Below are 21,681 nucleotides of genomic sequence, written 5' to 3'. Positions count from 1 at the left end.
CGCGGCGGACCACCACCGTCGCAGCACCGACCGACGCAACCGCGCCGGAGCACACCCAGGAAGGACCACGACGACGTGACCGACACCACCCAGACCGCAGCGACGACCGATGACGGTTTCCGCATCGAGCACGACACCATGGGCGAGGTCCGGGTGCCGAAGTCGGCGCTCTACCGCGCCCAGACGCAGCGCGCCGTCGAGAACTTCCCGATCTCCGGCAGCGGTCTGGAGCCCTCGCAGATCGTCGCCCTCGCACGGGTGAAGCGTGCGGCCGCGATCGTCAACGGAGCCCGCGGGATCGTGGACGAGTCGGTGGCGAAGGCGATCGTCGCGGCCGCGGACGCGATCATCGGCGGGCAGCACCACGACCAGTTCCCGGTGGACGTCTACCAGACCGGCAGCGGCACCTCGTCGAACATGAACATGAACAAGGTCCTCGCGACGCTGGCCTCCGACGTCGTCGGCACGGCCGTGCACCCGAACGACCACGTGAACGCCTCGCAGTCCTCGAACGACGTGTTCCCGACATCCGTGCACGTCGCCGTGACCGAGGCGCTCATCCGCACCCTCGTCCCCGCGCTCGAGCACCTCGCCGAGGCGTTCGAGCGGAAGGCGACGCTCTGGGCCGACGCCGTGAAGTCCGGGCGCACCCACCTCATGGACGCCACCCCGGTGACCCTCGGGCAGGAGTTCGGCGGGTACGCGCGACAGATCCGCCTCGGCATCGAGCGCGTCAACGCGACCCTCCCCCGCGTCGCCGAGGTACCGCTCGGCGGGACCGCGGTCGGCACCGGGATCAACACCCCGAAGGGCTTCCCGCAGGAAGTCATCGCGCAGCTCGCCGAGGACACCGGACTGCCCATCACCGAGGCGCTCGACCACTTCGAGGCGCAGGGTGCGCGCGACGCACTCGTCGAGGCGTCCGGCGCGCTCAAGGTCATCGCGGTCAGCCTCACGAAGATCAACAACGACCTCCGCTGGATGGGCTCCGGGCCGAACACCGGCCTCGGCGAGCTCCACATCCCCGACCTCCAGCCCGGTTCCTCGATCATGCCCGGCAAGGTCAACCCGGTCATCCCCGAGGCCACCCTGATGGTCGCGGCCCGCGTGATCGGCAACGACGCGACCGTTGCGTGGGCCGGCGCGTCGGGAGCGTTCGAGCTGAACGTCGCGATCCCGGTGATGGGCACGGCCCTGCTCGAGTCGATCCGCCTGCTCGCGAACAGCTCGCGGGTGCTCGCCGACAAGACGGTCCACGGCCTCGAGGCCAACCTCGACCGCGCTCGCGCCTTCGCGGAGTCGTCGCCGTCGATCGTGACGCCGCTCAACCGCGTGATCGGGTACGAGGCCGCCGCCAAGGTCGCGAAGCACGCCGTCGCCGAGGGCATCACCGTGCGAGAAGCCGTCGTCGCCCTCGGCTACGTCGAGCGGGGCGAGGTCACCGAGGAGCAGCTCGACAGCGCCCTCGACGTTCTGTCGATGACGCACCCGAACTGACGCGCCGCGCGCGACGCGACCGCACTTCGGACGGGAGGCGCGGTGCCAGCTGGCACCGTGCCTCCCGTCCGTCATGCGGTCGCCCTCACGGCGCCCGCCCGCCCGCCTGCCCGTTCGCGCTGCTGCCGCCGCCGCACAACCAAAGTCACCTCGAACCACGTATCCACGTGGTTCGAGGTGACTTTGGTTGTGCTGAGCAGCCGCAGGCTGCCGCGCGCCGCCCGCCCCGCGCCGCGCCTACACGAGGTCGGGCGAGTCGAGCATCTCCGTCACCAGCGCCGCGATCGCCGAGCGCTCCGAGCGGGTCAGCGTCACGTGCGCGAACAGCGGGTGCCCCTTGAGCCGTTCGATCACCGACGCGATGCCGTCGTGCCGACCGACCCGGAGGTTGTCCCGCTGCGCCACGTCGTGCGTCAGGACGACCCGCGAGTTCTGCCCGATCCGGGACAGCATCGTGAGGAGGACGTTCCGCTCCAGCGACTGGGCTTCGTCGACGATGACGAACGCGTCGTGCAGGGAGCGGCCCCGGATGTGGGTGAGCGGCAGGACCTCGAGCATCCCGCGCTCGACCACCTCGTCGAGCACGTTGTCCGACACCACCGAGCCGAGGGTGTCGTACACGGCCTGCGCCCAGGGGTTCATCTTCTCGGCGGCGTCGCCCGGCAGGTACCCGAGCTCCTGACCGCCGACCGCGTAGAGCGGCCGGAAGACCATGATCTTCTTGTGCTGCTGCCGTTCGAGGACCGCCTCGAGTCCGGCGCAGAGCGCGAGGGCCGACTTGCCCGTGCCGGCCGCGCCGCCGAGCGACACGATGCCGATCTCCGGGTCGAGGAGCGCATCGATCGCGAGTCGCTGCTCGGCGGACCGGCCGCGGAGACCGAACACCTCGCGATCACCGCGCACGAGCGCCACCGAGCCGGCGGTGTGCACGCGACCGAGGGCGGAGCCGCGCTCGGAGTGGATGACGACACCGGTGTTGACCGGCACGTCGGCGAGCGCGGCGGAACGGATCTCCTCGTGCTCGTAGAGGTCGGCCATCTGCTCGCCGGACACCTGGAGGTCGGTGAGGCCCGTGTAGCCGCTGTCGACCGCGAGCTCAGCGCGGTACTCCTCAGCCGCCATGCCGATCGACGATGCCTTGACCCGCAACGGCAGGTCCTTCGACACGACGACGACGTCGAGGCCGTCGTTCGCGAGGTTCATCGCGACCGCGAGGATCCGCGAGTCGTTGTCCCCGAGCTGCAGCCCGGAGGGCAGGACCGCCTGGTTGGAGTGGTTCAACTCGACGCGCAGCGAACCCCCGTCGCCGATCGCGATCGGGAAGTCCAGTCGTTCGTGCTCGACCCGCAGGTCGTCGAGGATCCGGAGCGCCTGCCTCGCGAAGTACCCGATCTCGGGGTCGTTGCGCTTCGACTCCAGCTCGCTGACGACCACCACGGGCAGGACGACCGCGTGCTCGGCGAAGCGGAACAGTGCCCGCGGATCGCTGAGGAGCACGGAGGTGTCGAGCACGTACGTGCGCTGGGCGACCGGTGTGGACGAGTCCGCGGTGGGCTGGTGCTCGGTTCCGCGAGAGACGTTCTGAGAGGTCACGACCACTCCATCCCCGGGCCGCGAGGGACCCGGTCCTTGTCCTCGACGCGGCCACTGGAGCGGGTCTCGAAGCACCTGCTGCGGCCGCTTCGATCGGGCGCGGTGCCCGATGCGGTCAACCTACGACTGACGTCGGCGGCGCGGAATCACGACACGCGGCGTGTCCGGTTACGGTCGCGTGAACGCAGCCTGAGCGTCACGCGTCACGCGTCACGCGTGACGCGTCACGCCTGACGCGTGTGGCACCGGCCTGGAGGCACGGTGCGCGCCCGTCCCGCGCCTCCCGTCCGGCGGTCGGTCGCCATCGCGAAAGCGACAGTGTCTGGCCTTCGGTTCAGTCAGATCTGTCGCTTTCGCGAAAGCGACAGGATCCGCGCGCGCATCCCGTCGCATCTGTCGCTTTCGCGATCCGCTCCCCGCGCCCCGCGCCGCGGCAGGCCCCAGCGGCGCACGCCCCTACGGCATCGTGGCGTACGACAGGCAGGCGTCGCGGAACATGTCGAGCGTCTCGTCCGTCGTGGAGGCGAACGGCGACACCCGGGCGGTCCCCGAGCGGGTCGTCACCGTGACGCCGTGGTTGTGCATCGCCGCCGAGAGCGCCGTCAGACGCCCCTGCGGCGGCCGCAGGACGACGATGCCCGCACGCTCGCGCGGGTCGCGGCTGGACTCCACGACGAGGCCGAACTCGTCCGCGATGTCGAAGACCCGCTCGACCCGGTCCGACACACGCTCCTGCACGGCGGACACCCCGACGGACGCGAGGCGCTCGAGCGACACCGCGAGCCGGGCCTGTGCGACGGGGTCGATCCGCGTCGAGCGGAAGCCGGCGGCACCGGGCCGGACCGACGGCACCTCGTCCGGCCACCCGGTGGTCCCCGCGGGGCCGGACAACGCCGGACGCAGACGGTTGAGCGCCCGGTCGCTGAAGGCCACGAACCCGGTTCCCCACCCGGCGTGCAGCCACTTCTGGCCACCGGTGGCGACGACGTCGGCGACCTCGTAGGGGACGTCGACGACGCCGAAGCCCTGGATCGCGTCGACGATGAGCAGGCGGTCGCCGATGACCTCGCGGATCGCTGCGAGGTCGACGAGGTAGCCGGTGCGCCAGTCCACGAGCGAGACCGCGACGGCGGTGACGTCGTCGGTCAGGCGTTCCCGGATCAGCGACGGCGTGGTCCACCCGGCGCCGGACTCGATCACGACCGGCTGCACCCGACCGCCGGTGGACGACGCAGCCGACGCGAGCGCGAGGGGCATCGACGGGTAGTCGTCCGCCGACACGAGCACGCCGCCGGTCAGCCCGAACGCGGTGTGCACGAGGCCCGGGGTCGTCGCGGTCTGCGAGACGACCTGGTCGTCGCGGCGTCCGACGAGCCGGGCGGCCACCGTGCGGACGCGGGCGTCCTGCTCGTCGAGCGTCTCCATCGCCCCGAAGCGCATGTGCTCCTGGATCGTGCCGAGCACCCGCTGCTCCTCGAGCACCGCTGTCTGGACCGGGCCGAACGCGGCGTGGTCGAGGTAGCCGGCCTCCTCAGCGAAGCCCGCGGCGTACTCGTCGGTGTTCACAGGTGCAACCTTCCGTGGGACGAAAAACCCTGTGAGTCTACTGGGACGGCCAGCGACGGGCCGAACTCGGTCCGCTGTGCGCAACGGCGAGCAGCCACGTCGCTGGCCGCGCACGCACGGGGTCGAACCGGCCGATCCGCGCGGTCAGCCGCCGAACCGCCGCGACCGCAGCCCGAAGTCGCGGACCGCCCGCAGGAAGTCGACCTCGCGGAGGTCCGGGTAGAAGGCCTCGACGAAGTAGAACTCGCTGTGCGCGCTCTGCCACAGCATGAAGTCCGACAGCCGCTGCTCCCCCGAGGTCCGGATCACGAGGTCCGGGTCGGGCTGCCCCTGCGTGTAGAGGTGGTCGCCGATGAGCTCGGGCGTGAGGACCTCGGCCAGGGTGTCGAGCGTGCCGCCGTCCTCGCCGTGGGCCCGCACGATGCTGCGCATCGCGTCGGCGATCTCCCGGCGTCCGCCGTAGCCGACCGCCAGGTTCACGTGCAGGCCGGTGTGGTCGGCCGTGCGCTGCTCGGCGTCGACGAGCGCGGCCACCAGCGACGACGGCAGCCCCTCGTTCGACCCGACGTGCTGCACCCGCCAGTCCCGGTGGTCGGCGAGCACCCCGGCGAGTTCCCCGATGATCCCGACGAGGTCCTCGAGCTCCTCTCCACCGCGGCCCGTGAGGTTGTCCGACGACAACAGGTAGAGCGTCACCACCTCGATGCCGAGGTCGTCGCACCAGTCGAGGAACTCGGGGATCTTCGCGGCACCGGCGCGGTGGCCGTGCGCCGCGGAGTCGAGTCCGAGCTGCTTCGCCCATCGTCGGTTGCCGTCGACGATCATCGCGACGTGCTTCGGCGTCGGAGCGCCGTCGATCTGCATCCGGATGCGGCGTTGGTAGGCGCGGTAGAGGATGCCCCGTCCCGTCGGTCCCACCCTGCTCGCCACGGGACGACTGTAGTGCACCGATGCTCACGGACCCCCAGGACCGAAAGCGTGTTCGGCGGACGTTCGGACTGGGGCCCTACTGTCGCCCCATGCAGGCCACGAACGGCACCGGGACCCTCCCGCACGTCCCCTTCACCGAAGAGGCGTCGACCGCGACCGAACCGCCCCGCCCCGCCTGGCGCGGCTGGATCCACCTGGGCACGTTCCCGTTCGCGATCGCGATGGGCGTCGTGCTCGTGTGCCTCGCGGCGTCACCGGCAGCGAAGGCGGGGAGCGCCGTGTTCATGGCGAGCTCGCTCCTGCTGTTCGGCGTCTCGGCGACGTACCACCGGTTCCCGTGGGGGCCGACGGTGAAGAAGGTCCTCAAGCGGATCGACCACACGAACATCCTGCTGCTCATCGCGGGCACGTACACGCCGATCGCGATCTGCGCCCTGCCGCACACGCTCATGGTCGTGGTGCTGTGGGTGATGTGGTCCGGTGCCGCCCTCGGCATCGCGTTCCGCGTGCTCTGGATCGGTGCTCCGCGCTGGCTCTACGTCCCGATCTACCTCGTCCTCGGGTGCGCTGCGCTCGGCCTGCTGCCCCAGTTCTTCGCCGCGAGCGTCCCGATGACCGTGCTGGTCCTGTCGGGCGGACTCGCGTACATCCTCGGCGCGCTCGTCTACGGGTTCAAGCGTCCCGACCCGTCGCCGACGGTCTTCGGTTTCCACGAGGTCTTCCACGCCTTCACCGTGGTCGCCTTCGCTGCCCAGTGGGTGGGCGTCCTCATCGTCGCGCTCGACCCGGTGCGCTGAGCGCGCGGCAGGACTCGACGTGCTCACCTGACGGCCGGGAGGCTCGTGGCGGGCCCGCCCCGAGCCTCCCGGCCGTCTTCCGGTCGCGTCTACCCGCGTTCGGTGTCGTCGCCGACGTCGGTGCGGCCGTCCTCCGTGGCACGCCGCTCCGGCTCGTCGGTCGCGGCGCCCTCGGCGCCCGCCTCGGCCTCGAGGCGTTCGCGGATCTCGGCGCGGTAGCGCGTCCGACGGATGCGTCGCGTCATGTCGACGACGAGCAGGATCGTCACGACCGCGACGACCGCGATCGCGATGAAGCCGGCGACACCCGGGGTGACGTCGACGTCCGGGACGACCGACGTCGGGCTCGGGCTGGGGGTGGCGGCGGCGATCGTCGCCCAGGTGGTGCTCACGCGGTGGTGTCCTCGTCTGCCGGGATCCCCGCGAACAGGTCGGACTCCGGCGTCGACGTCGGCACGCGGGCCTCGACGAGCTGGTAGTCCTCGGTCGGCCACACCGTCGCGAGGAGGTCGTTCGGCCACGAGAAGAAGAAGCTGTCCGGCGGCACCTGGCTCGCGTGCGCGTGCAGGGCGGCGTCACGGGCGTCGAAGTACCCGCGGACGTCGACGTGCGTCGTCGCGAGGTCCGGTCGGTCGGCGAACCGCTCGACCCACTCGCGGAGCTGCTCGACACCCGGGCCCTCCGGGTCGCGTTCCACCATGGCGTCGTAGAGGGCACGGAACCGGCGTGGGTTCAACGTGCGCTCGTAGTAGAGCTTCGCGACCGCCCACGGCTCGCCCGCCTCCGGGTACTTCGCGGGGTCGGCGGCGTCGCGCCAGGCCGCCACGGACACCTCGTGCGCGCGGATGTGGTCGGGGTGCGGGTAGCCGCCGTTCTCGTCGTAGGTGACGAGCACGTGCGGCCGGAAGCGGCGCACGACGCGGACGAGCGCCTCGGTCGAGTACTCGAGCGGGACCGTCGCGAACGTGCCGGGGCGGACGGTCTCGCCCTCTTCCGGGAGGCCGGAGTCGTGGTAGCCGAGCCACACGTGGTCGATGCCGAGGGCCTGCTGCGCGGCGGCCATCTCGGTGCGGCGGTACCCGGCCATGTCGCGGTGCGCGCGTGTCGTCGCGGGCTCGCCGAGCTGGTCGTTGAGGATGTCGCCGGCCTCGCCGCCCGTGCACGACACGACGAGGACCTGGTTGCCCTCGGCGACGTACTTCGCCGCGGTCGCCGCTCCCTTGCTCGACTCGTCGTCGGGGTGGGCGTGGACGGCGAGCAGACGGTACGGCACGGGGGTTCCTCGCGGTCAGGGACGGTCGCGGACGCGGGCGGCGCACAGCCAGGCGTGAACTACCCTGGTCATCAGGATAATCACCCCGGGAGCCCCGAACTGTCCGAACAGCAGCACCCCGCCACACCGGCGCCGGCAGCGGCCACCACCGCCGCCGTGCTCGACGACCGGTACGGCCGGACGCCCTCGCGCAGGCGCCGGGGGCGGATGCTCGCGATCATCGCCGCGATCGCGATCACGGTGACCTTCGCCGTGTGGGTGGTCTGGGCGGGCCCGGGACAGACGAGTCACGGCCTCGACACCGACGACCTCGGGTACAAGGTGCTCTCCGACCACACGACGGTGGTGCACTCGCAGGTGTCCCTCGACCCCGGCACCGAGGCGGAGTGCGCCGTGCAGGTGCTCGACAAGTCGTACACGATCGTGGGGTGGAAGGTCGTGACGATCCCGGCGAGCGAGCAGCGATCGCGGACCATCTCGACCGAGGTCCGCACGACGACCCGCGGCGTGACCGGCTTGATCCACGACTGCTGGGTTCCCTAGACTGCTGTGATCCGCAGAGCGAGACCGGCCACACCGGCCGGTCTCGCTCTTTGTCGAAGGGATCACGATGAGCAACGACACCCAGGGCACCTGGTTGACCCAGGAGGCACACGACCGCCTCCAGGCGGAGCTCGAGCAGCTCTCCGGCCCGGCGCGCAAGGAGATCGCGGACCGCATCGAGGCGGCGCGTGAAGAGGGCGACCTCAAGGAGAACGGCGGCTACCACGCCGCCAAGGACGAGCAGGGCAAGATCGAGGCCCGCATCCGCCAGCTCACCGAGCTGCTCAAGCACGCCACGGTGGGCGAGGCGGACTTCGACGGCACCGCCGAGCCCGGTACCGTCGTCACGGCCGTGATCGCGGGCGACGAGTCGACGTTCCTCGTCGGCAACCGCGAGATCGTCGGCGAGGGCTCGGACCTCACCGTTTACAGCCCGGTCAGCCCGGTCGGCGCGGCCATCCTCGGCCTCCGCGCCGGCGAGAAGACGACCTACACCGCCCCGAACGGCAAGGAGATCGCCGTCGAGGTCACGAAGGTCGAGCGCTACCAGCCCTAGTCGGCCCGAACAGCACCGACCCGCGCACGTGCCGCGCGGATCGAACCACGAAACCGACGTCGAACCGGGCCAGCGCCCTGGTTCGACGTCGGTTTCGTGGTTCCACGGCGCCGGCCGAGCTCAGCGCGCGACGATGTCCCGAAGTGCCAGCGCGCGACGGCACGGGAAGCACACCAGGTCGCCGACCGCGACGTCCGCCGGCAGGACCGCGTCCACGCCCGCGGTGCCGGTCGGGTTCGTGGTCACCGTGACGGCCGCGGCGGCCGCCACCGACGGGCGGCCGATCAGCCGGGCCTCGGTCAGCACCGCGCAGTCGGGCAGCACGGCGTCGAGCTCGACGAGGAGCACGCCCCACGGGCGTCGAACGCGCGTCACGGCGGCGACGGTCACGCACACCGTACGCGGCTGCCAGTCGCGCGGGCGGTACCGCGGCGGGGCTTCCTCGGCGGTGTGCACGCAGGGCGTCCCCGCGACGGCCGCGAGCCGCTGCAGGGACACCGCCCGCACCGTCACGTCGTCGACCGTCGCCGCGGTGGCGGCGGGCCACACGGTCGGGTCGAGCGGGTCGGGCAGCGAGGCGCGGAGGCTGGGGAGGATCGACGTGAGGGTCATGACGGCAGCCTCACGCGCCTCCCGGCCGGTGTCGCCGCCGCGAACGGAACCCTGACGGAGCGGACCCGGACCCGTGCGGTCTGCTGACGGAGCGGTCGGCTGACGTGACGTCTGCTGACGCCGCGGGCGCGCCCCGGAGCGGGCACGCCCCCCGCCGCGGGCGCGCTCCCGCCGTGTCAGCGCTCGATCATCTCCGGGCGGAAGCCCGCCTCCTGCAGACGACCGAGGACCTCCTGCGCGTGCTCGGGGCCGCGGGCCTCGACCGACAGGTCGAGCGCGACCTCGTTGATCACGAGGCCCTGTCCGTGCCGCGTGTGCAGCACCTCGACCACGTTCGCGCCCGCGTCGGAGATGACCTGCGCGACCCGCGCGAGCTGTCCCGGACGGTCCGGGAGCATGATGCGGATGCCGATGTAGCGCGATGCCGCGACGAGACCGCGGGTGATGATGCGCTCCATCATGAGCGGGTCGATGTTGCCGCCACTCAGCAGCACGACGGTCTTGCCGGTGTCGCGGACCGACCCGGCCATGATCGCTGCGACACCGACCGCGCCGGCGGCCTCGACGACGAGCTTCGCGCGCTCGAGCAGCACGAGGAGCGCCCGGGCGACGTCGTCCTCGGTCACGGTGACGATCTCGTCGACGAGGTCGCGGATGATCGGGAAGTTCATGTCACCGGGGCGCGCCACCGCGATGCCGTCGGCGATGGTCGGCGTCGTCTGCACCGTCACCGGCTCGCCGGCCCGGAGCGAGCTCGGGTAGGCTGCGGCGTTCGCGGCCTGCACGCCGATGACGCGGATCGTGCGGCCCTGCTGCTCGGCGATGCCCTTCACCGCGAGGGCGATGCCGGCGATGACCCCGCCGCCGCCGATCGGCACGACGACGGTGTCGGCGTCGGGCACCTGGTCGAGGATCTCGAGGCCGAGGGTCCCCTGTCCGGCGATCACCGCGGGGTGGTCGAACGGCGGGATGAACACGGCACCGGTGCGGTGCGCGAAGTCCTTGGCGGCGCTCAGGGCCTCCTCCACCGAGTGCCCGCGGAGGACCACGTCGGCGCCGTAGTGCCGCGTGGCCTGCAGCTTCGGCAGGGCGACCCCGACCGGGGTGAAGATCGTCGCGGGGATGCCGAGCTCACGGGCTGCCAGCGCGACGCCCTGCGCGTGGTTACCGGCGCTCGCGGCGACGACGCCCTTCTCGCGCTGCTCCGGCGTGAGGGTGGACAGGCGGTTGTAGGCACCACGGACCTTGTACGCCCCGGTGCGCTGCAGGTTCTCGCACTTGAGGTGTACGGGCGAGCCGAGCAGCTCCGCCAGGTACTGCGACGACTCCATCGGCGTGACACGGGCGACCCCGGCGATGGTCGCGCGGGCCGCCTCGATGTCCGCGAGCGTGGGGATCGCTGCGGTCGGGATCTGGGGCGCGGTGGTGTCGGTCACGTGCCCATCATCGTCGCTCGCAGGCACCGCCGCGAACTCGTGACGCTCCGTCAGCCCGCGGTGCCCTTCGCCGCGGTCGGCTGCTCGTCGCTGCCGGGCTCCGGGACGTCGTCGCGGTGCCGCTTGCGCCACCGGCGCCGACGCTTCGCCTCGACGGTGGCGGCGTGGTCGCGCTGCTTGGCCTCGAGCACGTGGTCGGAGTCGAGCCCGCGCCACTTCCCGCTGGCGATCGTGGTGACCATCGAGTTGAGGGTGGCGATGAGCGGGACGGCGAAGAAGGCCCCGGCGATGCCCGCGAGACCCGACGCCGCGGTGACGCCGAGGACGACGGCCAGCGGGTGGACCTTCACGGCGTTGCCCATGACGAGCGGCTGGAGGATGTGGCCCTCGATCTGCTGCACGGCGAGCACGACGCCGAGCATGATGAGCGCCGCGCCCCACCCGTTGAAGAGCAGCGCGACGATCACCGCGAGGATGCCGGTCACGATCGCACCGACGACCGGGATGAACGCGCCGAGGAAGACGAACACGGCGATCGGCACGACGAGCGGCAGTTGCAGGATCGCGGCCCCGATGCCGATGCCGACCGCGTCGACGAACGCGACGAAGATCTGCACCTTGACGAAGCTCGTGAGCGTCGTCCAGCCGGCGACGCCCGCGCCGTCGATGGCCGGACGGGCCTTCTTCGGGAAGATCCGGACGACCCAGCGCCAGACGTTCTTGCCGTCGATGAGCAGGAAGATCACCGTGAAGATGACCACGAAGAGGCCGGTCAGCACGTGGGTGAGCGACGACCCGACGCTCGCGGCGCCGGACAGGATCGACCCGGAGTTGTCCTGCAGCCAGTTCGTCGCTTGGTTCAGGTAGCCGTTGAACTCCTTCTCGCTGATGTCGAGGCCGGAGTTCTTCAGCAGTTGCTGCACCGAGTCGTACTGCTCGAGCGCACGGTCACGGAGCGACGGCCACGCTGCGGCGATCTGGTCGACCACGAGCCAGATCAAGCCGGCGACGGCCGCGAGTCCGCCGACGAGGCTCACCACGACGGCGACCCACTTCGGGACGTGGTGCCGCTGCATCCAGTTCGAGAGCGGCACGAGCAGTGACGCCACCACGATGCCGATGAGGAACGGGATGAGCACCTCGCTGAACAGCGTGACGAGGTAGATGAACACCGCCACCACGCCGACCACGACGAGCACGCGCCACGACCACGCCCCCGCGATCCGCATGCCCGTGGGCACCGAGTCCTCGACGACGGGGTCGGGATGAGTCTTCTTGCCCCAGGCCATGCCCGCCACTGTAGCGATGTACAACCTGACAGGTTCCGGATCAGGCATACGGGGCACCGGTCGGGCATGTCGGTGCGGATCGGTAGCGTCGGGGCATGGTCAGGACGACGCTCTCCGCCGCCGAGGCACGCCGGGTCGCCCTCGCGGCACAGGGGTTCGGCGCCGCCCCTTCCCAGGCCGTCTCGACCCGGGCGCTGAACGCCGGGTTCGCCCGGCTCGGCCTGCTGCAGATCGACTCGGTGAACGTCTTCGAGCGCAGCCACTACCTGCCGTTGTTCGCCCGCCTCGGCGCCTACGACCGGGCGACGCTCGACCGACTCACCACCGCTCGACGCGGTCCGTACACCGAGTACTGGGCGCACGAGGCCGCGTTCGTCCCGCGCGAGGACCTCCGCCTGTTCCGCTGGCGCATGGACGCCTTCCGGGAGCGGGACGCCCGCCCGAACCGCATCGAGTCCGTCGTCCGCACCGAGGGCGTCCGGCGGGAGCTGCGCGCGCTGCTCCGCGCCGAGGGTCCGATGCGGGCGAGCGAGGTCGAGCACGAGTCGAACGTGCGGCGCGGGCCGTGGTGGGGGTGGAGCGACGTCAAGATCGGCCTGGAGCAGATGTTCCGCTGGGGCGAGGTCGTCAGTGCCGGTCGGTCCGGGTTCGAGCGGGTCTACGCGCTGCCCGAGCAGGTCCTCCCCGAGCACTTCCTCGACGATGCCCCCGACCGCCCCGACGCCGTGCGGGAGCTCGTCCGTCGCGCGTCACGGGCACTCGGGGTGGGCACCCGGGCCGACATCGCGGACTACTACCGGCTGCGGTCGGACGACACCGGCCGTGCCCTCACCGAGCTGACCGACGCGGGCGAGCTCCTGCCCGTGCGGGTCGAGGGGTGGGCGGACCGCGCGTGGCTGCACCGTGACGCCCGGGTGCCTCGGATGCTGACGGCCGACGCGGTGCTCAGCCCCTTCGACCCGGTCGTGTGGTTCCGACGCCGGGCCGAGCGCATGTACGGCTTCCACTACCGGATCGAGATCTACACGCCCGCACCGAAGCGGGTCTTCGGGTACTACGTGTTGCCCGTCCTGCAGGACGACAGGCTGACCGGGCGCATCGACCTCAAGAGCGACCGGCAGCGCGGGGTGCTCCGGGTCCGGACGGCGTGGGAGGAGCCGGGCGAGCACCTCGACGCCGAGCGGCTGGCCGACGTGCTCCGGCGGACGGCGGCCTGGCAGGGGCTCGACGACATCGAGGTCACCGACCGCGGGACGGCTGCGGCGGCACTGGCCGGCGCCCTCGGCGTGCGTCTGGTTCCGCACGAGGTGGCAGACGATGCGGACGTGGCGGAGCCGGCCCCCGATCTGGACGTCACCGCCTGACCGGCCGGGAGGCCCGTGCGGGCGCCGCCACGTGCCTCCCGGTCGGCAGGTACGCCGTCGGGCGCGGGGCGCGCGTCCGGGCCGCTGGAGACGCTCACCACCGCCCGTGACGCTCGTCGCGTCGCGCTCGTCGTGCGGGCGCGGTCAGAACCGGTCGAGGCTCCCGCGCAGGCGGGCGATGCGGTCCGGCAGCGGCGGGTGCGTCGAGAACAGCCGGTCCATCACACCCGGGCGCATCGGGTCCGCGATCCACAGGTGTGCCATCGACGAGTTCTGCGTGCGCATCGGCCGACCGTACGCGCCGAGCTTCTCCAACGCGCGGGCGAGGCCCTCGGGGTGCCGGGTCGTCATCGCGCCCGTGGCGTCCGCGAGGTACTCGCGCTGCCGCGACACCGCCGCCTGCACAGCCACGGCGGCGATCGGCGCGACGATGACCGCCACCAGCCCTGCGATGAGCAGGATCGGGTTGTTCCCGCCGTTGTTGTCGTTGCGGTTCCGCCCGCTCAACCCGCTGAAGATCGAGATCCGGAGCAGCACGTCCGCGATGAGCCCCACGGCGACGACCAGGCCGAACACCATCGTGGACACCCGGATGTCGTAGTTCCGGACGTGCCCGAGCTCGTGGGCCATCACGCCCTGGAGCTCCTGGTCGTCCATGATCGCGAGCAGCCCCGTCGTCGCGGCGACGATCGCGTGTTCGGGGTCGCGCCCGGTCGCGAACGCGTTCGGCGACGGGTCGTCGATGACGTAGACGCGGGGCATGGGCGTCCCGGTGCTGATCGCGAGGTTCTCGACCGTTCGCCAGAGCCTCGGCTCGGTGGTGCGGTCGATCTCGACGGCCCCGGCGATCGCGGTGGCCTGTCGGGCGGCCGTGAAGTACTGCAGGACGGCGTAGCCGATCGCGACGACGAGGACGATGATGCCGATCGACACGTTCCCGGCGAGGTACCCACCGAGGAAGCCGAGCGCGCCCACGAGCAGCAGGAACGCCAGGACGATCAGGACGGTGTTGCGCTTGTTCTGCGCGATCGCGCGGTACACGGTCGGACGGTGCGGCCGAGCGGGAGCGTCAGAACTGGACGCGCGGCGGCTCGGCGATGGCCGCCGGCTCTGCGGTCTCGAAGAACGACGCCTCGGTGAAGCCGCGGTTCTTCGCGAACGCCGAGTTCGGGAAGACGCGGATCTTCGTGTTCAGCTCACGGACGCCGCCGTTGTAGAAGCGCCGCGCGGACTGGATCTTGTCCTCGGTGTCGACGAGCTCCGTCTGCAGCTGCAGGAAGTTCTGGCTCGACTGGAGTTGCGGGTAGCCCTCGGCCACCGCGAACACGCTCTTGAGGGCCTTCTGCATGTGTCCTTCGGCAGCCGATGCCTCCGCCGCGTCCCCGGCACTGAGCGTCTCCGCCCGCGCCTGGGTCACGTCGGTGAACACCGCCTTCTCGTGCGCGGCGTAGCCCTTCACGGTGTCGACGATCGTCGGGATGAGGTCTGCCCGGCGCTTGAGCTGCACCGAGATGTCGCTCCACGCCTCGTCGACCCGGACCTTCAGCGTCACGAGCGAGTTGTACGTCACCCAGAGGTAGATCCCGACGACCACCAGGACGACGACGACCACTCCGACGACGACCAACGTCGTGACGAGACCGGTGTCCATGCGGGCGTACTCCTTTGCGCGTCGGGAACCGCGCGGTGACCGCGGTCGGCTGGTCCGGGCGGCGGAGACGGCCGGGAACGGTCGTGCAGCGGTCGCGCGGACCATCGCAGAGTCTACCGACGCACAGGACGCACTCTCGTCCCGCTTGCTGGTTCACGGGCGATTCCCGAGTCGTACACACCGGACGCTCGGGGTGCGGCCGCGCAGGCCGGATCGTCCGCGCGGCGGATTGACGCGAGCGCCGAGATCACGTGGGATGGAGGCGGTGAACACGCCCGGGGAGCACGTGGACGAGTGGGCCGTCGGGGGCGACGGCCCCGTCCGTCGACCCCGGACGCAGCAGATCGGGACGCAGCAGCTCCGTACGCGACTGCTCCGTGTGCAGCTGCTCCGTGTGCAGCTGCTCCGGCAGGCCGGCGTGACGGTGCTGGGGGCCGCGGTCCTCGCAGCAGCCGTGGTCGGGCTCGGTGCGGTCGGGCTCGGCACGGTCCCGACCGCCAGCGCCGCGACCGATGCGACGAGCGTCACGGCCGACACGGCCGCCACGGCCGCCACGGCCGCCACGGCGAGCGTCACGACCGACACGACCGACACGTCGGGCGACGCGGCGGAGAGGGCCGACTCGTCGAGCGTCACGACGGCCGCGTCGAGCGCCGCGACCGACGCGCCGACCGAGCCCGCCGACGGGTTCCTGCCCGGCGCGACCCCCGACCCCTCCGACAGCCCGACCGGTCCGGTGTACGGCCATCCGACCCCCACGACCCCGCCGACCTCGACGCCACCGGTCGCCCCGACGATCGCCGACCCCGGCGACATCACCACCGGCACCGCGCGCTTCCACGGGCGAGGCACCCCCGGGCACACGCTCCGGGTGGCGTCGGGTCCCGCAGTGACCTGCTCCGCCCAGGTGCAGCGTGACGGGTCCTGGTCGTGTCTCGGGAACGTGGTGTCCGGACCGGCGCAGGTCTTCACGGTGTCCGACCGCACGGCACCGTCGCTCGGGACCGCCGCCACTCCGTCGTCCGACGTGGTGACGCCCCCGACGGTCGCCACGCGCAGCACCTCGACCGGCACGGTGGCGGGTGACGGTCACCCCGGCGCGACCGTGGCCCTCAGCGCCTCGGGCTCCTCCGCTGCATGGGAAGCGATCGTCGGGCGGGACGGCCGCTGGGTCGTCTCGCTCCCCCGGGACGTCCGCGACGGCACGCTCACGCTCGTCGCGACCCAGACGGGGAGCACGGCGACGGGGTACCGGTCGGACCTCCGGAGCGCGGCGTCCTCCCCCCGGACGATCGTCCTCGACCGGAACGCGCCCGCTGCGCCGCGGATCCTGGGACCCCGCGCTGCCGACAGCGTGCGGACACAGCCGCTCCGGGTGTCCGGCACCGGTGAACCGCGAGCCGTCGTCACCGTCTCGGTCGGCCGCGCCCCGGTCTGCATCGCCACGGTCGGCGCGGACGGTCGCTGGTCGTGCTCGACGGCGGGCACGGTCATCGCCCCTGGTCCGCAGGTCGTCTCCGCTGTGCAACGCGACGCAGCGGGCAACACCTCGCGGTCGTCCTCCGGGGTCAGGATCCTCGTCGCCGCGTCCTCGGCCACCCCGACGACGGGCTCGTCCGACCCGAGCACGTCGGGAAGCGCGTCGGGGAACCCGGGCCAGGGCACTCCTGCGGGCGGATCGCACCACACCGGTTCCGCCGGCACCGGTCCCGCGACGGGGAGCGGACCGGGCACCGGACCCTCGGCGGGCGTCGGCACCGGGTCGGACGGCGGTTCCGGGACGACGGGCAGCGGGACGCACGCGAGCGGCCCCGGCGCGGGTGGGGGCCTCGACTGGTCCGGGCCGGCCGGTGACTGGAGTGCCCGGACCGCGTACGACCAGGCCGTCCCGACGATCCAGTCCGTGTTCTCGTGGCGGACCGTCCTCGTCGCGACCGCCGTCGCCGCCGGGTTCCTCGTCCTCGTCCTCGTGCCGCTCGCGATGGTCGCCGGTGTGGTCCGCGGGCGGGTCCGCTCGCCCTTCTCCGCGCTGCTGGGCCGGAACCTCCCGCGGGGCCGGTCGCTCGCGGAGGACGCCCTGCCGACGTGGGTCTCGATCGTGTCCTCGGTGACGATCGCGACGCTCTGCACGCTGCTCGGCACCGGCGTCTCGCTCGAGGCCCGCTACGTCCGACTCACGCTCGCGATCGCACTCGGCTCCACGCTCCTGACGGCGGCGACGGTGCTCGCCACCCGATGGGCGGCCGGCCGCGACCGGCACCTCGTCGGACACCGCGTCTCCCCCGTGCTCGTCCTGGCCGCGCTGGTGGCGTGTGCGCTCACCCGTGCCGGCGACCTGTCCCCCGCGCTTGTCGTCGGGGTCGTGCTCGTCCCGACCGGCCGTGCGGACCTCGGCACCGGTCCGATGCGGCTCGGGTCGGACGTCGTCTCCCGTGTCCGCAGCGCCACGTGGCGGTCGGCCGCGTTCCTCGTCGTCGCGGTCGCGGGCTGGGGCGTGCACAGTGTCGCGGTCCGCGGCGGGGTCTGGACGTCCTTCGTGTCGGACGTCGCGATCACGCTGTGCGTCGGCGGTCTCGGAGCGGCGGTCGTCTCGCTGCTGCCGTTCACCGGGTCGGTCGGAGCCGTCCTCCTCGCCGAGGCGCGGAGCCGGTACGCCGCGCTCGCATCGGTGGCCGCTGCGTTGACCGCTGCCGTGTACTCCGGCGCCGCGGGCACGCACGTCGCCCCGATCACGTGGGCCGTCGTCGTCATGCTGTGCGTCGCCGCCGGCCTGGTCGCCCGTCTGTGGGCGCGGTCGGCCGCCGCCCCCGACGTCTGAACCTGCCCGCGTCCGCCGCGTCGGCCGCCGCGGTCGCAGCCACGCCACCCGCCGCAGTCGCAGCCGCAGCCGCGCCAGCCACCGCAGCCATCGCAGCCACCGCCGCGCCAGCCACCGCTGCCGCACCCGCGCCAGCCACCGCCGCAGCTGCATCGCCGCGCGGGCCGGCGAGCGAGGAGCCCCGAGCACGCTCCCGGGGTGGCCACTACGCTGACGATCGGTGAGCGCCCCGCGGGAGGACGCCACGAGGGAGCGACGATGACCGACACCCGATCCGACTACGACGCCACACGCTTCCGCGAGGTGTTCGAGGGCAGCTTCACCTACGCGAACGGTTTCGCACGGAACACCCACCGCTTCGCCGGCCGCCCGGCTCTCCGCGACCCGGACACCGGTCGCTCCTGGACGTACGCCGAGCTCGGCGACGCGGTCGACCGGGTCGGCGGGTGGCTCGTCCGGCACGGCGCAGGCCCGGGCTCGGTCGTGATGGTGGAGCTCTTCAACGGCCCGGAGTTCGCGATCACCTACCTCGCGTGCCACCGGATCGGAGCGGTGTTCTCGCCGACGAACTTCCGGCTGGCGCCGGACGAGGTGGCATTCATCATCGAGGACTCCGCCCCGGTCATCCTCCTCCACGATGCCGCGCGGAACGCCGAGATCGTGCAGGCCCTCGAGGCGTCCGACCACCGGCCCGCGCACGTCGTGACCGTCGGCGGCGAGCACGACCAGTTCGCGCACCTCCTGGCCGCGACTCCCGTCACCGCCGAGGAGATCGCCGCGGTCGAGCCGCGGAACACCTACGCCGAGACGACCCGGCTCTACACGAGCGGCACGACCGGACGACCGAAGCCGGTCCCGCTCCCGAGCCTGGTCGAGGTGCTCAGCGCGCACGACGTCATCATGCACTTCCCGCTCAGCCCGTTCGACAAGACCCTCAACATGTCGCCGCTGTTCCACCGAGGGGGGCTGTACTCGGGCGGCCCGAACCCGGTGTTCTACGTCGGGGCCGAGCTCACCACGCTGCGGCACTTCGACCCCGAGCGGGTCCTCGACCTCGTGGAGTCCGAGCGGCTGACGTTCCTCATCGGCGCTCCCCCGAACCTCGTCGGTCTCGCGAACGCACAGGAGGCACGGCCTCGCGACCTGTCGAGCCTGCACGGCATCGTGACGATGGGCGCTCCGCTCGACCGGGCTGCGGCGCTGCGCTACCAGGAGCTGCTGTCGCCTCGGATCTTCAACGGCTACGGCACGACCGAGACCTTCTGGAACACGTTCCTCCGCCCCGAGGACTTCCCCGACGGCGCGGGCTCCACCGGCCGCGCGAGCACCGACGACGACGTCGCGGTCGTGCGCGTCCTCGAGGACCGGCTCGCCGACCCGTCCGACACGGTCGCGAAGGACGGCACCGAGATCGGCGAGTTCGCCGTCCGCACCGTCAAGTCCGGGTACTCGTACCGGAACCCGGGACTCGAGGCGGAGAAGTTCGCGAACGGCTGGTTCTACCCGGGCGACCTCGCGACGTGGGACGAGCACGAGCGCGTCACGATCGTCGGACGCAAGGACGACATGATCATCTCGGGCGGCGAGAACGTCCACCCGGTGCAGGTCGAGGCGGCCCTGCAGGAGCACCCGGGCGTCGCGGACTCGATCGTCGTCGGTGTCCCGGACGAGCAGTGGGGCGAGGTCGTCACCGCGTTCGTGGTCCGCGCGCCCGGCCGGCTGCCGGAGGACGACACCGAGGCCGCGGCCGTCCTCGAGGAGTGGACCGCCGGTCACCCGGGCCTCGCCCGGTACAAGCGGCCGCGCCGCTACCGGTTCGTCACCGAGCTCCCGTACAACGCCACCGGCAAGAAGGTGCACTACCTCGCGAAGGCGACGGCGGCGGAGGACCAGGCGGCGGGCCGCCTCATCGCCCCCTGACGGGTCGGCACTGACCCGGTCACCACTGGCGGCTCGGCACTGGCGGGTCGGCACTGGTGGGTCGCCCCCGGCGCCCACGCGCCAGCCACCGGCCTGGAGGCGCGGTGCGGGCCCGCCACGAGCCTCCAGGCCGGTGGGTCAGGCCGGGCCGCGGTGCGGCGCGTTCCGGCGGAACAGGCCGGGCAGCAGTCCGCCGATCTTCGTGCCGACGCAGAGGCTGACGAACGTCGCGAGCGGTGTCGCGAGCGCGACCGGGGACAGCGTCGCGACCGCGACGAGGCCCACCGTGCCGGGCACGAGCAGGAGGAACGCGGGGAAGAACGACACGTTCGCCGGGATGACCGGGACGATGCGTTCGAGCACGCGCGTCGCGACGAACAGCAGCGCCGCGGTCGCGCCCGTCGCGACCACGCTCCCGCCGAGCGGGGTGATGCCGGTGAGGAGGCCGTAGGCCGACGTCATCACGACCACCGACACCAGTGTGAGCCGCCAGCCGGACTGGAACACGAGCCCGAGTCCGACCGCGAGGAGGACCACCGCGACCCACGAGACCCAGTAGGGCGGGACGGCCTCCCACCCGCCGCGGTCCGTGCCGACCGCCGCGACCTCGCCGACGAGCGCGGCCGAGGACGGGTCGACGTGCAGGCCGGTCAGGGCGCTCCCGGCGGCGATGCCCGCGGCCATGAAGCCGAGCATGATGATGCCCTGCATGAGCCGCGACGAGCCCGTGACGATGTCGGCGGCGGTGAGCTCGAGCAGGGCGTTCGTGATCAACGCGCCCGGGACGAACACCGCCACCGGCGCGCACACCGCGAACAACGGCACGTGACCGAAGCCGGTCCCCGCGGCGACGAGCCCGACGATCGACGTCGACACGAAGGCGGCGAGGAACGGCACGATCGCCAGGGCCTCGCGGAAGCGCCGGAGGACGATGCCGATCACACCGACGAGGGCGCCGACGCCGAGCGCCAGCAGCACCGCCCACCACGGACAACGGAACACGACGGCGAGGCCCGCCGAGGTCAGGGCGTTGCCGAGGATCCACGGCAGCGGTGCCGGGAGCCGAGTGCTCGCGCGGATGGCACGGACGCGGGCGGGGATCTCGGCGAGACCGATCGAGCCGCTCTCGAGCCCGAGGACGATCCGGTTCGCCCGGGCCGACTGCCGCGCGGACAGCTCGACGCCCTCGGCGTTGACGATCGTCGCAGCGCCGCTGGCGGTCTCGCTGACGATGACCAGTGCCGGGAGCACCCCGACAGCGAGCTCGGGGCCGATGCCGGCGGCGTCGCGCGCCTTCTCGAGTGCCGAACGCACGTCGGTGACGGAGCTGCCGGCGTCGAGGAGGAGGGCTCCGAGGGTGCCGAGGAGCATGCCGACCGGGACCGCTTCGCCGTCGATCACCTCGACGTGCGGTTCGGGACGGCGGAGAGTGTTGCGCAGCTGGGCGATGGCGCTTCCGAGTCCGACCACGAGTGTCGATCGTAGCTGGCGTGCAGCGGGCGCGGCGGTCGGCGGCGCGCTGCGGGTGGCGGCGGGCGGCGGCGGCGCGCTGGCTTGGGCGCGGAGGCCCGAGTCTCGGCTATGCGGACGACTTCGCGCCACGAAGACCGCGAAAGTGTCCGCCGAGCCGAGTCTCACGGGCGCGATCACGAACCACGCGGCGGTCTGCGCGTACCCCCGGTGGGACTCGAACCCACAACTCGGCGATTTTAAGTCGCATGCCTCTACCGGTTGGGCCACGGGGGCGGGCCGCAACAGCCTACCGAGCCGCTGCCTCCCGGAACGCCGGACGGCGGCCACCCGCAGGGTGACCGCCGTCCGTGGTGGAGCTGGTGG

At 72.3% G+C, this 21,681-nt stretch carries 18 protein-coding genes and 1 tRNA gene; 7 read left to right on the top strand and 12 right to left on the bottom strand.

From position 1 onward, the window contains the following. The first annotated feature begins 75 nt into the window (after positions 1-75). Positions 76-1,497, top strand: a complete 1,422-nt coding sequence (locus tag ABC270_RS05860) for a class II fumarate hydratase (RefSeq protein WP_412879924.1) — start codon at positions 76-78, stop codon at positions 1,495-1,497. Positions 1,498-1,734: 237 nt separating this feature from the next. Here ABC270_RS05860 and phoH2 read toward each other — a convergent pair whose 3' ends face one another. From phoH2 to ABC270_RS05845, 3 genes are all read right to left on the bottom strand, one after another. Continuing rightward, entirely contained in the window at positions 1,735-3,096 is a 1,362-nt protein-coding gene (gene phoH2, locus ABC270_RS05855; RefSeq protein WP_412879923.1) for an RNA 5'-3' helicase PhoH2, read from the bottom strand. A gap of 450 nt (positions 3,097-3,546) precedes the next feature. Next, positions 3,547-4,656 (bottom strand): aminotransferase class V-fold PLP-dependent enzyme, encoded by a 1,110-nt coding sequence (locus tag ABC270_RS05850; RefSeq protein WP_412879922.1) that lies wholly within the window; start codon positions 4,654-4,656, stop codon positions 3,547-3,549. Between the two features lie 144 nt (positions 4,657-4,800). Continuing rightward, positions 4,801-5,586 carry an isoprenyl transferase gene (locus ABC270_RS05845; protein ID WP_412879921.1) on the bottom strand — a complete coding sequence of 262 codons (786 nt, stop codon included), beginning with the start codon at positions 5,584-5,586 and terminating at the stop codon, positions 4,801-4,803. Positions 5,587-5,675: 89 nt separating this feature from the next. Between ABC270_RS05845 and trhA the strand changes: the two genes are divergently transcribed. Beyond that, the gene (gene trhA, locus ABC270_RS05840) at positions 5,676-6,383 is read left to right on the top strand and encodes a PAQR family membrane homeostasis protein TrhA (protein ID WP_412879920.1); all 708 of its coding nucleotides are present in this window, start codon (positions 5,676-5,678) and stop codon (positions 6,381-6,383) included. 89 nt (positions 6,384-6,472) lie between these two features. Here the strand turns inward: trhA and ABC270_RS05835 are convergent, their stop codons facing one another. Further along, positions 6,473-6,775: a hypothetical protein gene (locus ABC270_RS05835; protein ID WP_412879919.1), complete on the bottom strand. Its 303-nt coding sequence runs from the start codon at positions 6,773-6,775 to the stop codon at positions 6,473-6,475. Further along, the gene (mca, locus tag ABC270_RS05830) at positions 6,772-7,656 is read right to left on the bottom strand and encodes a mycothiol conjugate amidase Mca (protein ID WP_412879918.1); all 885 of its coding nucleotides are present in this window, start codon (positions 7,654-7,656) and stop codon (positions 6,772-6,774) included. Before mca ends, ABC270_RS05835 begins: the two co-directional genes overlap by 4 nt. Before the next feature lie 54 nt (positions 7,657-7,710). Here mca and ABC270_RS05825 point away from each other — a divergent pair, with 54 nt between their 5' ends. Both ABC270_RS05825 and greA read left to right on the top strand, forming a co-directional pair. After that, positions 7,711-8,199 (top strand): DUF4307 domain-containing protein, encoded by a 489-nt coding sequence (locus ABC270_RS05825; protein ID WP_412879917.1) that lies wholly within the window; start codon positions 7,711-7,713, stop codon positions 8,197-8,199. Positions 8,200-8,266: 67 nt separating this feature from the next. Continuing rightward, positions 8,267-8,755: a transcription elongation factor GreA gene (gene greA, locus ABC270_RS05820; RefSeq protein ID WP_412879916.1), complete on the top strand. Its 489-nt coding sequence runs from the start codon at positions 8,267-8,269 to the stop codon at positions 8,753-8,755. A gap of 120 nt (positions 8,756-8,875) precedes the next feature. Here the strand turns inward: greA and ABC270_RS05815 are convergent, their stop codons facing one another. The 3 genes from ABC270_RS05815 to ABC270_RS05805 all read right to left on the bottom strand — a co-directional run bounded on the left by ABC270_RS05815 (position 8,876) and on the right by ABC270_RS05805 (position 12,092). Then, a complete protein-coding gene (locus tag ABC270_RS05815) occupies positions 8,876-9,367 on the bottom strand; it encodes a hypothetical protein (RefSeq protein WP_412879915.1) in 492 nt (163 codons plus the stop codon). A gap of 176 nt (positions 9,368-9,543) precedes the next feature. Then, positions 9,544-10,803 carry a threonine ammonia-lyase gene (gene ilvA, locus ABC270_RS05810; RefSeq protein ID WP_412879914.1) on the bottom strand — a complete coding sequence of 420 codons (1,260 nt, stop codon included), beginning with the start codon at positions 10,801-10,803 and terminating at the stop codon, positions 9,544-9,546. A 50-nt stretch (positions 10,804-10,853) separates the two neighbouring features. After that, a complete protein-coding gene (locus ABC270_RS05805) occupies positions 10,854-12,092 on the bottom strand; it encodes an AI-2E family transporter (protein ID WP_412879913.1) in 1,239 nt (412 codons plus the stop codon). Between the two features lie 95 nt (positions 12,093-12,187). Here ABC270_RS05805 and ABC270_RS05800 point away from each other — a divergent pair, with 95 nt between their 5' ends. Continuing rightward, positions 12,188-13,456, top strand: coding sequence for a winged helix-turn-helix domain-containing protein (locus tag ABC270_RS05800; RefSeq protein WP_412879912.1), 1,269 nt, complete (start codon positions 12,188-12,190; stop codon positions 13,454-13,456). A 144-nt stretch (positions 13,457-13,600) separates the two neighbouring features. On the opposite strand, the gene ABC270_RS05795 is transcribed toward ABC270_RS05800, so the two are convergent. Next, positions 13,601-14,497, bottom strand: a complete 897-nt coding sequence (locus ABC270_RS05795) for a M48 family metalloprotease (RefSeq protein WP_412879911.1) — start codon at positions 14,495-14,497, stop codon at positions 13,601-13,603. A 28-nt stretch (positions 14,498-14,525) separates the two neighbouring features. Next, positions 14,526-15,107, bottom strand: coding sequence for a LemA family protein (locus tag ABC270_RS05790; RefSeq protein ID WP_412879910.1), 582 nt, complete (start codon positions 15,105-15,107; stop codon positions 14,526-14,528). Between the two features lie 265 nt (positions 15,108-15,372). Here ABC270_RS05790 and ABC270_RS05785 point away from each other — a divergent pair, with 265 nt between their 5' ends. Then, a complete protein-coding gene (locus ABC270_RS05785; protein ID WP_412879909.1) occupies positions 15,373-17,925 on the top strand; it encodes an Ig-like domain-containing protein in 2,553 nt (850 codons plus the stop codon). A 258-nt stretch (positions 17,926-18,183) separates the two neighbouring features. Beyond that, positions 18,184-19,845, top strand: a complete 1,662-nt coding sequence (locus ABC270_RS05780; RefSeq protein ID WP_412879908.1) for a class I adenylate-forming enzyme family protein — start codon at positions 18,184-18,186, stop codon at positions 19,843-19,845. 138 nt (positions 19,846-19,983) lie between these two features. Here the strand turns inward: ABC270_RS05780 and ABC270_RS05775 are convergent, their stop codons facing one another. Together ABC270_RS05775 and ABC270_RS05770 are read right to left on the bottom strand one after the other, a co-directional pair. After that, positions 19,984-21,315: a threonine/serine exporter family protein gene (locus ABC270_RS05775; RefSeq protein ID WP_412879907.1), complete on the bottom strand. Its 1,332-nt coding sequence runs from the start codon at positions 21,313-21,315 to the stop codon at positions 19,984-19,986. Between the two features lie 202 nt (positions 21,316-21,517). Beyond that, a tRNA-Leu gene (locus ABC270_RS05770) sits at positions 21,518-21,591 on the bottom strand. Positions 21,592-21,681: the final 90 nt, after the last annotated feature.

The organism is Curtobacterium phoenicis, from assembly GCF_047238015.1.
GTDB lineage: Bacteria > Actinomycetota > Actinomycetes > Actinomycetales > Microbacteriaceae > Curtobacterium.
The sequence above is the reverse complement of the archived record's forward strand: the minus strand, read 5'-3'. Positions and strand labels throughout refer to the sequence as shown.